At 62.4% G+C, this 12,807-nt stretch carries 12 protein-coding genes; 9 read left to right on the top strand and 3 right to left on the bottom strand.

What is annotated here, in order from left to right:
- Positions 1–76 precede the first annotated feature (76 nt).
- The 7 genes from AACI_RS07790 to AACI_RS07820 all read left to right on the top strand — a co-directional run bounded on the left by AACI_RS07790 (position 77) and on the right by AACI_RS07820 (position 5,551).
- Entirely contained in the window at positions 77–2,002 is a 1,926-nt protein-coding gene (locus AACI_RS07790) for a bifunctional homocysteine S-methyltransferase/methylenetetrahydrofolate reductase (protein ID WP_049763310.1), read from the top strand.
- Positions 2,003–2,107: 105 nt separating this feature from the next.
- Complete coding sequence (locus AACI_RS07795) at positions 2,108–2,710, top strand: TlpA family protein disulfide reductase (RefSeq protein ID WP_012810902.1); 603 nt, start codon at positions 2,108–2,110, stop codon at positions 2,708–2,710.
- 147 nt (positions 2,711–2,857) lie between these two features.
- Positions 2,858–3,796, top strand: a complete 939-nt coding sequence (locus AACI_RS07800) for a GGDEF domain-containing protein (protein ID WP_245530477.1) — start codon at positions 2,858–2,860, stop codon at positions 3,794–3,796.
- A gap of 106 nt (positions 3,797–3,902) precedes the next feature.
- Positions 3,903–4,244, top strand: a complete 342-nt coding sequence (locus AACI_RS07805; RefSeq protein WP_012810904.1) for a hypothetical protein — start codon at positions 3,903–3,905, stop codon at positions 4,242–4,244.
- Entirely contained in the window at positions 4,208–4,513 is a 306-nt protein-coding gene (locus AACI_RS07810; RefSeq protein ID WP_012810905.1) for a hypothetical protein, read from the top strand. Before AACI_RS07805 ends, AACI_RS07810 begins: the two co-directional genes overlap by 37 nt.
- Before the next feature lie 31 nt (positions 4,514–4,544).
- Positions 4,545–5,045, top strand: a complete 501-nt coding sequence (locus AACI_RS07815; RefSeq protein WP_012810906.1) for an Hsp20/alpha crystallin family protein — start codon at positions 4,545–4,547, stop codon at positions 5,043–5,045.
- A gap of 14 nt (positions 5,046–5,059) precedes the next feature.
- Positions 5,060–5,551, top strand: coding sequence for a hypothetical protein (locus AACI_RS07820; RefSeq protein WP_012810907.1), 492 nt, complete (start codon positions 5,060–5,062; stop codon positions 5,549–5,551).
- Positions 5,552–5,582: 31 nt separating this feature from the next.
- Here the strand turns inward: AACI_RS07820 and AACI_RS07825 are convergent, their stop codons facing one another.
- From AACI_RS07825 to AACI_RS07835, 3 genes are read right to left on the bottom strand one after another with little or no spacing between them, the layout of a single operon-like run.
- Complete coding sequence (locus AACI_RS07825; RefSeq protein ID WP_012810908.1) at positions 5,583–6,566, bottom strand: electron transfer flavoprotein subunit alpha/FixB family protein; 984 nt, start codon at positions 6,564–6,566, stop codon at positions 5,583–5,585.
- A gap of 40 nt (positions 6,567–6,606) precedes the next feature.
- Positions 6,607–7,365 (bottom strand): electron transfer flavoprotein subunit beta/FixA family protein, encoded by a 759-nt coding sequence (locus tag AACI_RS07830; RefSeq protein ID WP_012810909.1) that lies wholly within the window; start codon positions 7,363–7,365, stop codon positions 6,607–6,609.
- A gap of 51 nt (positions 7,366–7,416) precedes the next feature.
- On the bottom strand, positions 7,417–8,013 hold the full coding sequence (locus AACI_RS07835) for a TetR/AcrR family transcriptional regulator (RefSeq protein ID WP_012810910.1): 597 nt from the start codon (positions 8,011–8,013) through the stop codon (positions 7,417–7,419).
- Positions 8,014–8,230: 217 nt separating this feature from the next.
- Here AACI_RS07835 and AACI_RS07840 point away from each other — a divergent pair, with 217 nt between their 5' ends.
- Complete coding sequence (locus AACI_RS07840) at positions 8,231–10,399, top strand: (Fe-S)-binding protein (RefSeq protein ID WP_012810911.1); 2,169 nt, start codon at positions 8,231–8,233, stop codon at positions 10,397–10,399.
- Positions 10,396–12,789, top strand: coding sequence for a 3-hydroxyacyl-CoA dehydrogenase/enoyl-CoA hydratase family protein (locus AACI_RS07845; RefSeq protein WP_012810912.1), 2,394 nt, complete (start codon positions 10,396–10,398; stop codon positions 12,787–12,789). The genes AACI_RS07840 and AACI_RS07845 overlap by 4 nt, the downstream gene beginning before the upstream one ends.
- Positions 12,790–12,807 lie beyond the last annotated feature (18 nt).

Genomic DNA, 12,807 nt, shown 5'->3' on the forward strand with positions numbered 1-12,807 from the left:
GCCGCGAGCATGTGTTACAATGTCGAAAATCTCGCAAACCTTTCACTTATCGCGTGAACGAGAGGAAGAATCCGCAATGAGGGATGCAGTGTGGCGCCAGTGGCGTCGTCCGCCCCGGGACGTCGAGGGCCCGCTCGGCGCTTACGTCATCTTCGACGGGGCCATGTCGACCTACCTACACCAATTGGGCGTTCCCATCGGCACGCCCGTTGAGCAGCTCAACCTGACTTCGCCCGATCTCGTCGCGCGCGTGCACCGCCGTTACGTCGAATCGGGTTGCACCGTCCTGCAGACCAACACGTTCATGGGCAATCGAATCGCGTTGGAGCGCCACGGTCTCACCGTGGACGTGCAGAGTCTGAACCGAAGAGGCGTCGAGATCGCGCGGTCCGCCGCTCGCGATGAGGCGAGCGTGTACGGCACGATGGGTCCGGCGATGGGCGGATATCGGTACGGCGCCTTGTTGCAGGACGAAGAACGCGATCTGCTTGCGCGCGTGTACGCGGAACAGGCGGAGGCGCTCGTCAGCGCCGGTATCGACGGCTTGATTCTGGAAACGTTCCCGGATCTCGAGGAGGCGCTCGTTGCGATCGCGGCCGTGCGCCCGATCCTGGGCGACCTGCCTCTGGTGGTCAACCTGTCGCCGGAGGAGATCGGCGTGACGCGCGACGGGGTGCCGCTCGCGGAGGCATTCCGGCGCATCAAGGCGGCGGGCGCCGATGTGGTGGGACTGAACTGTCGCCTCGGACCTTACGGGATCTTGCGGTCCTACGAGCAGGCGGGCGTGGCGGCCGATGGGCCGTACGCGGCCGTGCCGAACGCTGGGATTCTGCAGCGGTCGGAGGGAGACGAGATCGCGTACACGGGGGACACAGCGGATTTTTCGCGCCTCATGCTCCGCATTGCGCAACTTGGAGTTCGATGGCTCGGCGGCTGTTGTGGAACGACGCCGGAGTATATTCGGACCCTTCGCGATGCCCTGATGCGCGCGGACCGCGAGCCACACGGCGCCGCCATCCAGGCGGAGACCCACGCCACGAGCCGACCGTCCGCGGTGACGACGGGGGCCGGGGCGTATCATGACGGCATGAGCGTTGTCGATATCGCACGTGAAAAAAAGGCCATCGTGGTCGAGTTGGACCCTCCGAAGCACCTGTCCATCGCTCGTTTTTTGGAGGGGGCCGAAGCGCTCGCGGGCGCAGGCGCCGACCTCATCACAATGGCGGACAATTCGCTGGGCTCGGTGCGCGTGTCCAACATGGCGCTGGCGAGCCTTCTGAAACAGCGGGGAATCGAGCCGTTGGTCCACGTGACGTGCCGAGATCGGAACCTCATTGGGCAGCAGTCGCACCTGATGGGGCTCGCGGTCCTCGGCATCCGCAACGTGTTGCTTGTGACGGGAGATCCGTCCCGGTACGGAGAGCTGCCGGGGGCCACGAGCGTGTACGACGTGTCGTCGATGGACTTGACCAAGATGGTGCGCAGGCTGAACGAGGGCATTGGTTTTTCCGGCCAGCCGCTCAAACAACCGTCCCGATTTGTCATCGGCACGGCGTTCAACCCGCACGTCCACAACTTCCGAAAGGCCGTGGAACGCCTGCGGCGAAAGGTGGAGGCGGGCGCGGACTTCGTAATGACGCAGCCTGTGTTCGATCCCAATTTGATGGCGGCCATCGCGGAGGCGACGCGAGACCTGGGCGTCCCGGTCTTCGTGGGCATCATGCCGTTGACGAGCGCTCGAAATGCGGAATTTCTGCATCACCAGGTGCCGGGCATTCGCCTGTCCGAACAGGCGCTGCGCCGCATGCAGGAGGCCGCGCCGGAGGAGGCGCCCGCGGTCGGCGAGGCCATCGCGCGAGAATTGGTCGAGGTGGCCATACGACTCTTTCCGGGGATTTATCTGGTGACACCTTTTCTTCGTTATGAGATGACCGTTCGGCTCACCGAATACGCGCGAAGCCTGGAGGCGACGCTTGTCTCCCGGCCCCATGGGCATGCGTGACGCACGCGCCTCCCGAAGGCGACGAATGTCTCCTGTACGCGATTGCGGCAAGCTGTGAGCCGCGTTATGGTGACGAAGGACACGCTTTGTGGAGGGAGGGCGCGTATGCGTCGGACGTGGGCGTTCGTGTTGGCGGGATGGGTCGCCATGCTGGCGGTGGGGTGCGGTGTCATCGGAAGTTCTGCGGCGAGCGGGCAAGCGGCAAAAAGCTTCGGGCGGGATCGCACGCATCCCCTGGTGTTTCAGAATCTCACGGGAGCCATGAACGACGGGCAGGATCCGCGCTGGGATCCTCGGCCCGCTTCCTCAGGCTTGTACGGCGAGGTGACGGTCTGGACGGTGAGCGGTCGACAGGAGGTGCTCACGCCGGAACACCAACCGCTTCTCTTTGCGGCGTACTGGTGTCCGCATTGCCAGCGTACGCTGCAACTGTTGACCTCCATTCGCCATCGCCTGAAACGGCCTCCTGTGATTGTCAACGTCGGGTATCCGGCCGGCACGTCGCTCCAGACCGCGGTTCGCATTGCCCGCGAAGAGGACGCGGCGCTGCATCTGGCGCCATTCGAAGAGGTCTTTATCCTCACGCCGTCTGCAGGGGACCGGTACGCACCGCTCGGGTATCCCACGCTCGTCTTTCGACAGGGGAATGGGCTTTGGTCGCTCTACGGCGAGCATCAGGCCGAGATATGGGAAAAGGCTCTGTCCTAAAGGCGCTGAAACGCGTACAATCACAGCATAAGCACCACCAAGCACGGTGGGGGCAGGTCGGATCGCAGGGTGACGGTGCAGATGGACGCGGGTTCGCTCAGTGCGCTCTTCCAACATACGCGGACTTGGGGACGTGCGCAGCGCGGATTGGAACTGTTTCAATTTGCCGCCGAGGCGCTGACCAAGCTGGCGGCGGTCAATGGGGGGCTCTTCATCTACCGAAAGCGAGGCGTCGAGACGGGGGGCGAGCCACAGCCGCCGGCCGTCTATCACACGTTTGGCGTGTTTGCCGAAGGTCCCATCGCGCCATGCGTGGAAGAGCTCCTGCGATCGGACCTCACCCTCGGCGTGCCGACTGGACGATGGTTGTTGGTCGAGGACATCCCGCACGACGAACTTCGCGCGTGGCTCACGTCCTTGTCCGTGCTGGAGTTTGGCGTGTGGCCCCTCTATTCGCGAGAAGAAGTGCGCGGCGCGATGGTCGCGGCGCGCACGGAGCCCGTGGTCCACATCACTTGGGAGACGAGCCATGCGCTCATGGAGGCTTGCTCGGCTCAGGTCTCGCTGGCGCTCGACATGATCATGGCGCTGCGGGTCGCCGAACACGCGAGCCAACGCGATCTTCTTACAGGAGTTTGGAATCGGCTTGGCATCGAGCGGAGGTGGCCGCGCGTCCTCGAGGTCGCTCGGGAAGATCGCGCGCGCCACGCGATCGTCGGCATCGTGGACATCGACCATTTCAAGCATATCAACGACACGTACGGGCATCCGGTCGGGGACCGCGTGCTGCGCCTCGTGGCGCAGGCGCTCCAGGACGAGGCCCGGCCCGATGAGCTCGTGGGCCGTATCGGCGGCGACGAATTCATCGTCATCGCGTGGTCCGAGTCGCCGGACTGGCGGCCCCGAATGCTCGCCATGCAGCGGGCCATTCGGGAACGCTCGAGTGGCACGTGCGCGGTGTCCGTGGGAGGAAGCGTGCTCGGCTTGGATGGCGACAGCTTCGAAGCCTGTTACTCGGCCGCGGATGAGCGCCTCTACGAGAACAAACGTTGGAGAAAGCAACACGGAGAAAGCCCCGTTTCGTGAACCTTCAACACCCGTCTTCTCGCTGATCTCCTGACAAGCGGAATGAAGCCGATGCGCGCCGCATACAACTGAACAGAGGTTTGGATCCCGCTGGGAGGATCGGCGCATGTTCTCGCTTGGTCGCCGCAAAAAGGAAACTGAGATCCTCGAACAGTTGGCGCGCGTTCTGTCGCTGCTGGAAGAGCGGCTGGATGCGCCGGCGGATCGCCGGATCGACATCGCGGTCGAGCGCGTGCAGGTGGACCAGGTCGATCTCAAGGAGCTCGTCTTTCGGCTGGATCGGCTGGACGTCAACGAATTGAGCGGCACGCTCACCATCGGCAATCACATCCGGCTGGACACGAGCCGAACTTCCGAGCCATCGGCTGAAACTTCCGAACTCGAAGCGACGTCAAGGGGGTACCGCATATCGTGGATCGAGGAACGACAAGCGCCGAACTCTCCGTGACTCCCGATCTTCAGCCCTTGGTGCGGGTCCTGTCGCCCACGTTTGTGATCGGCCAAATCACCGTTCACCAAGTGGCGGGCGCCTCCGTGATGAGCCTGGGAAACACGTGGGCGTCCGACTTTCGTCACCAAGCGCACGTGCAACAGGGGTTCGGCAACGTGTACGGCAGTCGTTCCATCGTCGCCAACAATCAGTGGACACCATCCGCTGGAACCTCCGCACGCGAGGACCGACCTTCGCCATGGCCGGAGCGCTGGCTGCGGGCCTGACGCGCGGGTGTTCCGCGTTGGAGGCTGAATCATGAGCCCGAAGTCCAATCATCCGTTCGAGTTTCTCAATCAGCTGCAGGAACTCGGCGACATGCGGAAGTGGCTCGGCCCTGACTTCCTGAAAAACATGCCCATGCCCAATTTTCAAGGCGTCCCTTTCTTTCAGGACGAAGCGACCGCAGCGCCCTTTCCACCCATCGATTTGTACAACCGGAGCAGCGAAATTGTGGCGGTCATCGCGCTCCCCGGGCTCAAATCCCAGGGAGACGTCGCACTCACCGTGCGGCCGCGTCTACTGCGCGTGCGAGGTCAGCTCTCGTCGTACTTCGCCGGCGCGCACGATCACGTCCTCTCATCCGAACTGTTCCGAGGGGCGTTCGACAGGGAGATCGATCTGCCGGAGCGGGTGAATCCGGATGGCGTGAAGGCCGTATACCGCAGCGGGCTGCTCATCGTCTACATGGCGAAGGATCTGGCGCGCGAGGCGCCCGGCAACACCGTCGCGATCGAGTTTTCACCCGAAGAGGGCTGAAAGGAGGGGGCTTCTTGCGCGCATGGCCCATCCACCTTCACGTCGGCTCCATCGAGCGCTCGTCCGCGCTCCTCGTCGGAGGCTGCAACGTCGTCTACGGGCTCAGTTCGCACGAGAAGTCCAACGTGGGCTTTGGGGAGGTCGGCTCGCAGTCGTGGATTGCGCAGAACCGCGTGCTTCTCTTCGATCCCGACGGGATTGACATGCCGGTGGACGATCGCGACATGCATGTCCTGCAGACGCGCCAGCAGGCGCCGATCGATACGCGGATCGCATTTCAGGGGCTTGGCGTGAATTCCATGCAGCAGAATGCGGGCGTCTTCGTGGGTGACGCGCAGATCACAGGCTGGGACCAGCATCAGAAGTCGAACAAGGCGTCGGGCGACATCGGCGGTGATCACAACGTCGAGATCGCGGGGCTCCACGTGAACTACGACGCGGACGGCATGGATGGCGTCTTTCTCGACAGCGATCACAAAGCGGGCACCTTTGTGCGCCAGGGATAGCGCAGCGAGGTGCCCGCCTTGTTTGCGAACATCAGGCTCTTGCGGCGGCCATCTTTTCGCGAAGCTTCTCGGTCAGCTTCGGGACGATTTCGAACAGATCGCCCACCACGCCGTAATCGGCGATCTCGAAGATGGGCGCTTCGGCGTCCTTGTTGATGGCGATGATGAGCTTCGACTGGCTCATCCCGGCGAGGTGCTGAATCGCGCCGCTGATGCCGCACGCAATGTAGACGTCCGGCGTCACCACCTTGCCCGTCTGGCCGATCTGCAGGCTGTAGTCGCAGTATCCAGCGTCGCAGGCCGCGCGGGACGCGCCCACCGCGGCGTCCAAGACTTCCGCAAGCTCATACAGCGGCTTGAAGCCCTCGGCGCTCTTGACGCCGCGGCCCCCGGAAACCACCACGCGCGCCTCGGTGAGATCCCGGCCCGTGCTCGCCTTCTTCTGGACGTTCACCACCCGGGTCTTGACGTCGGCCGGTTCGTCAAACGCGCGCACATCGACTTCCGCGGATCCGCCCTGTTCGGTGTCTGCGGCGAGGTTGTTCGGGCGGACGGTCACCACATACGGCGTCGACAACACCCGCTTCGTCTCGAACGCCTTGCCCGCATAGATCGGGCGTTTGAACAAGACGTCGCCGCTCTGCACATCGAGGCTCACCACATCGGACACCTGTGGTGCATCGAGTGCAGCGGAAATCTTCGGCGCCAGGTCGCGGCCGCTCGCCGTGTGCCCGAGCACCACCACGTCCGGCTGCACTTCGTCCAGGACAGGGCGCAGCGCAAGGTAGTAGTGTTCCGAATCGTAATTGGCCAGGGATTCGCCTTCAATGGCAATCACCTTGTCCTGAGGGTGCTGCGCGAGCTCGGCCGCCGCATCCTTCACCTGGCTCCCGATCACGACTGATACAATCGAGCCGCCATCCGCAATCGCGCGCGCGGCGCCGAGCGCCTCAAGGGCGACCTGACGAAGCTTTCCGTCTCGTTGTTCCGCAATGACCAAAACCTTCTTCGGCATGGTTTCCAACCTCCTGTTGATGTTTCAACCCATCGTGGCTTTAGCGAAGCGCCTTCACGAGAATCTCCGCCAACTGCTCCGCCTGCTCGTCCGGGGTGCCGGTGATCTTCTGTCCAGCCTGGCGCTTCGGCGGCAGGGTCACCTCGACGCGCTCGACTTTTGCGGCCACGTCGTCGTTCGACAGGCCGAGATCCGACAGGGTGAGGGTGGTAAGCGGTTTCTTCTTGGCCTTCATAATGTTGGGAAGCGACGGATAGCGCGGCTCGTTCAAACCCTGTTGAGCGGTGAACAGGGCCGGAAGCGTCGCGGTCACGGTCTGGACATCGCCGTCGATCTCCCGGACGCCGGTCGCCTGATTGCCCTCGATGGTCAGCTGCGTGACTGCGGCGATGTGGGGGAGACCCAGTTCATGTGCGACGCGGATGGCCACCTGACCTGCTCCGTTGTCGACGGAGAAGTTGCCTGCGAGGAGCACGTCAAACGACTTGTCCTTCAAGTAGGCGACAATGGCCTTGGCAATCGCGCGCTCGTCGCTGAGTTCCGGCGCTTCGATGAGCACGGCTTCGTCAGCCCCCATGGCGAGTGCCGTGCGCAGGGCCTGCGTCGTGTTGTCGTTGCCCACGCTGACGACGGTCACCGTGGCGCCTTGTTTCTCCTTCAACTGAATCGCTTCTTCGACGGCGTACTCGTCGTACGGGTTGATGATCCATTTGACGCCGTCTTCCGCAATCTTGCCATCCACGAGCCGGATGCGCTCTTCGGTGTCGAATGTCTGCTTCATGAGTACCACGACATGCATGATTCAAAACCTCCTACAAACAGAATGGGTGGTGCCTTGGGCCCAGCGCCGTCAGGCGCGAAGACCTCGGAGAAAGAAGTCGACGGTTTTGTCGACTTGGGCCGACAGGGAATACCGCCTGCCCGAGATGAGCCAGGACGATACCACCTCGTCCATGGCGCCAAAGATCAACAACCGCGTGAGCTTCACGTCCAAGTCGCGGCGGAAGATGCCTTGTTCGATCCCCCGCACCAGCACGTCCTCAATCAGCTGAATATAAGGTTTCAGCGCCTTGCTGATCTCGCTGTGCAATTCGCGCGAACTCTGGCGGAGCTCAAGCTGCGTGACTTTGGCGAGTTGAACATCCTTCTCGAGTTCGGTGAAATGAAGCTCGCAGATCTTGCGGATGGCTTCGTCCGCGCGATCGTCCTCGTGCACGTGCTCGTGGAACTTGCGCACGAGACTGCCGAGCTTCTCCCGAAACAAGGAGATCAAGATGTCCTCCTTGTTTTTAAAGTACAGATAAATGGTCCCGTCCGCTACGCCCGCCTCGCGGGCAATTTTGGACACCTGCGAATTGAAGAAACCGTGTTCCGCAAACATTTTCAGCGCCGCTTTGAGGATTGCCTCGTACTTTTCTCTCCTTTTCTCCGCCAATCCACTTGTCATGAATTCACCTCGGTGTTAATATCGAGTCAAGCAATGAATGAACGCTCATTCATTTTCGTACCCCCATAGTAAATGGCGTGGGCGAGAATGTCAACGATGCAATCGCTTTTTTTACCCGTGAGTTGTAAGCGGTTGCGGATGTGCCTCATCGTGACGCCGGCATGCTGAGGCCGCATGAGCGAAACAGACCAACGAAGCAGAAGGGAAGTGAATCGACGTGTTGCTGGCTGTCAATGATATCGCCTTCGCGATCGCGGTCGCGTATGCGCTTTATCTGTTTGGCACCGTCGTCTATCGGCGATATCGGTATGTCATGTTAGGGAAGCCCGTCCCCTTGGACCTGCGTCCGGAATTCGGAGAATTCATGGCGCAGGTGTTTGGACAGAAGAAGTTGTTCAAGGACAAGAAGAGCGGCGCGATGCACTTCGTCATGTTCTATGGGTTTATCGTGCTCCAGTTCGGCGCGCTCGACATCATCGTCAAAGGACTCACGCTTGGGCGGCACATTCCTTATCCCGCCTACGAGACGTTCTCGTTCACGCAGGAGTGGGTGGCCATCCTCGTACTCGCCGCGACGGCCTACGCGGCCTACCGCCGCTACGGCGAGCGCGTGAAGCGTCTGAAGCGCGGGTTCAAGCCGAGCATCGTCCTCATCCTCATCTCGAGTTTGATGATCTGCGTCCTCATGGACCTGTCCTTCGAGCGCGTCTGGCAACAGGAGCCGAGCGCGTGGTGGGCGCCTATCTCGTCTCTCATCGCTTCGGCCCTGTGGGGCGTCGGCCCGAAAGGCGGGGAAATTGGCTTCTACGTCTTTTGGTGGTTGCATCTGATCGTACTGCTGACGTTCCTGGTGTACGTGCCGCAGTCGAAGCACTTTCACCTCATGGTAGCGCCCATCAACATCTGGCTCCATCGCAAGGGAGCGCCCGGCCGACTTCGTCCCCTGAATCTTGAGGACGAAAACGCGGAGTCGTTCGGCGTCGGCAAGGTGGAGGACTTCGAGCGCAAGCAGATGATCGATTTCTTTGCATGCGTGGAGTGCGGGCGGTGCACCAATTCGTGCCCCGCTTCCAACACGGGCAAGCCACTCTCTCCGATGCACCTGATTGTCAAGATGCGCGATCACCTCATCGAGAAGGGGATGGCGCAGACAGGCCTGAAGGCGTTCGAGCCGAGTTTTCTCTTGCCCAAGCGCGAAGGTATGGCGCACAAGATGGTGTCCGGCGGAGAAGATGTTTCCTTCCCTGAGGGCGTCGTCACGGACATCGAGCCCACCTTCCATTGGCAGCAGGAGGAGTGGCGGCTCACGGAGGCCGATCCGACGGAACTCTCGCTCATTGGCGACGTGATCACGGAAGAGGAGATCTGGGCCTGCACGACCTGCCGCAACTGCGAGGATCAGTGCCCGGTCGGCAACGAGCATGTCGATAAGATCATCGATCTGCGCCGTTACCTCGTGTTGATGGAGGGCAGCATGCCCAAGGAAGCCCAGCGCGCCATGCAGAACATCGAGCGCCAGGGCAACCCGTGGGGGTTGAGCCGCAAGGATCGGGCTCAATGGATGGAGGGCCTGGACGTTCCGGTCCCGACCGTCCACGAAAACCCGGATTTCGAATATCTGTTCTTCGTCGGCTCCATGGGCTCGTACGACCGGCGGGCGCGCAAAGTCACGCATGCCGTGGTGAGATTGCTGCACGAGGCGGGTGTGAACTTCGCGGTGCTCGGTGATGAGGAGAATGGTTCGGGTGATACGCCGCGTCGCCTTGGCAATGAGATGCTGTTCCAACAGCTTGCCATGGAGAACATCGCGACGTTTCAACAATATGGGGTGCGCAAGATTGTGACCGCGTGCCCGCACACGTTCAACACGCTGAAAAACGAGTACCCGGATTTCGGGCTCGAAGGTGTGGAGGTGTATCACCACACGCAATTGCTCGCCCAGTTGGTTCGCGAGGGCAAGCTCCGCCCGACGCATCCGCTGAACGAGCGGATCGTCTACCACGACGCCTGCTATCTGGGCCGCTACAACGGCGTGTTCGACGCGCCGCGCGACATCCTGAAGGCCATCCCCGGGGTGGAACTCGTGGAGATGGAGCGGAATCGCGAAAACGCGATGTGCTGCGGCGCGGGTGGTGGGCGGATGTGGATTGAGGAGACCCGCGGCAAGCGGATCAATCTCGCGCGCACCCAGCAGGCGCTCGCGACGAATCCGACCGTCATCGGCAGCGCGTGTCCGTACTGCCTGACCATGATGGAGGACGGGACGAAGCTGACCGAGACGGACGATCGCGTCAAGGCGCGCGATGTGGCCGAGTTGCTCGCCGCGTCGGTCTTCGGAGAAGACCTTCGCCAACCGACCGAAGATGAGGAGGTTCAAGCCGGATGAGACAAATTCGCCGAGCTGCCGTCATTGGTTCCGGCGTGATGGGGGCGCAAATTGCCGCTCATCTCGCCAACGTGGGCATTCCGAGCCTGCTGTTGGACCTCGTTCCGCAAGAGTTGACTGCGGAAGAACAAAAGAAAGGTTTGTCGCTCGATCACCCAGCGGTTCGCAACCGCCTGGCGACGGAGGCCATCCGTAGGCTGAACAAGCTCAGCCCGGCGCCCTTGTTCCGCGCCGACTACGCGAAACTCATCACGCCTGGAAACCTCGAGGACGACCTGCATCGGATCTGCGAGGTCGACTGGGTGATTGAGGTCATCGTGGAGAGCCTCGAGCCCAAGCGCCAACTGCTCGAGCGCATCGAGCGATACTGGCACGAGGGCATGATTGTGAGCACCAACACGTCGGGCATCTCCATCAACGCGATGGTCGAGGGGCGAAGCGAGGCGTTCCGCCGACACTTCCTCGGCACGCACTTCTTCAATCCTCCGCGCTACATGAAGCTGTTGGAGGTCATTCCTGGCCGGGATACGGATCCCGCCATCGTGGAGTTCATGCGCGACTTTGGAACGGAGCGCCTCGGCAAAGGCGTGGTGTTGGCGAAAGACACGCCGAACTTCATCGCCAATCGCATCGGCACCTACGGCCTCTTGGTGACCGTGGAGGAGATGCAAAAGGGCGGCTTCACCGTTGAGGAGGTCGACGCCATCACCGGTCCGGCCCTCGGGCGCCCGAAGAGCGCGACCTTCCGCACGCTGGATCTCGTCGGGATCGACACGTTTGTCCACGTGGCCAACAACGTGCGTCAGAACGTGACCGATCCACAGGAACAGCGGGCGTTTGAGGTGCCAGAGGCCATCCAGAAGCTCGTGGAGCGCGGATGGCTCGGCGAGAAGAGCGGACAAGGCTTTTATAAGCGCGTGAAGCAAAACGGCCAGCGCCAGATCCTCGTGCTCGATCTCGACACGTTCGAGTACCGCGAGCAAAAGAAGATCGCTTCGTCGGCGCTCGAGGCCTCGAAGCAGGCCAAAGGGGCGGCCGGAAAGGCGAAGGCGCTCCTCCAGGGCGGCGATCGGTACGCAGAACTCGCGTGGAACATCGTCAAGCGCGTGCTCGTGTACTCGGCCGAGAAACTGGGCGAGATCGCGGACACGATTCAGGACATCGACGCCGCGATGCGCTGGGGATTCAACTGGGAGCTCGGGCCGTTTGAACTCTGGGACGCGCTCGGGCTGGTGGAGACTGCCGAGCGGATGCGCGCGGAAGGGCTCAGGCTGCCCTCATGGGTCGAGGACTGGATTGCTGCGGGGCATCGCGCCTTCTACGAAGAGAAAGACGGCAAGCTGACCATGCCGGTGAACGGCAAGCCTGAGCCTGTTCGGGTGCCGGCTGGGGTGATCGATCTCGCCGCGCTGAAGAAGGCAGGCAAGGTCATCGCGCAGAACACCGGCGCGAGCCTCATCGACCTGGGCGACGGGGTCGCGTGCCTGGAGTTCCATTCGCAGAACAACGCCATTGGCCCCGACATTCTGACGATGATCGAAAAGAGCGTGGCCATCGCGGAGAAAGACTTCGCGGGCCTGGTCATCGCGAACCAGGGCAAGAACTTCTGCGTCGGCGCGAACCTCATGCTCATCCTGATGGCAGCGCAGGAGGGCGACTGGGACGAAATTGATCTCTCCATCCGCCAGTTCCACCGCGCCATGCTTGCGCTTCGCTACAGCCAAGTGCCGGTGGTGGCGGCGCCTCATCGGATGACGCTCGGCGGCGGCGTCGAAGTGTGCCTGGCGTCGTCGAGGGTGCTGCCGGCCGCGGAGACCTATTTCGGGTTGGTCGAGGTGGGCGTCGGCGTCATTCCGGGCGGCGGCGGCTGCAAGGAGACGGCGCGCCGCGTGGCGGAATCGGTCGGCCCCGAAGACGATCTCGTCCCCGCTCTAGCCCGCATGTTCCAGGCCATCGGCACCGCCAAGGTGTCGACGAGTGGCGCCGAGGCCCTGGCGATGGGCTGGCTGCGCGAGACGGATCGCGTGGTGGTGAACGACGACCTGCGCATCTCGGCCGCGAAGGCGGAGGTGCTTCGCATGGCTGAGATTGGCTACACCGCGCCGCCGAAGGCGAAGGAAATTCGCGTCGCGGGCCGCGACGGCAAGGCGACCTTGCAGATGGCCGCGCGCAGCATGTGGAACGGTGGCTACATCACGGATTACGACCTCCACATCGCCTACAAGCTCGCGCATGTGCTGGCGGGCGGCGACGTGCCGGCGGGCTCCCTCGTGAGCGAGGACTACCTGCTCGATCTCGAGCGCGAGGCGTTCCTCAGCCTGTGCGGAGAGCCGAAGACCATCCAGCGCATGCAGCACATGCTCGCCACCGGGAAGCCGCTTCGCAACTGAGGCGGGTCCACGACGGAT

This window comes from Alicyclobacillus acidocaldarius subsp. acidocaldarius DSM 446 (assembly GCF_000024285.1).
Lineage (GTDB): Bacteria > Bacillota > Bacilli > Alicyclobacillales > Alicyclobacillaceae > Alicyclobacillus > Alicyclobacillus acidocaldarius.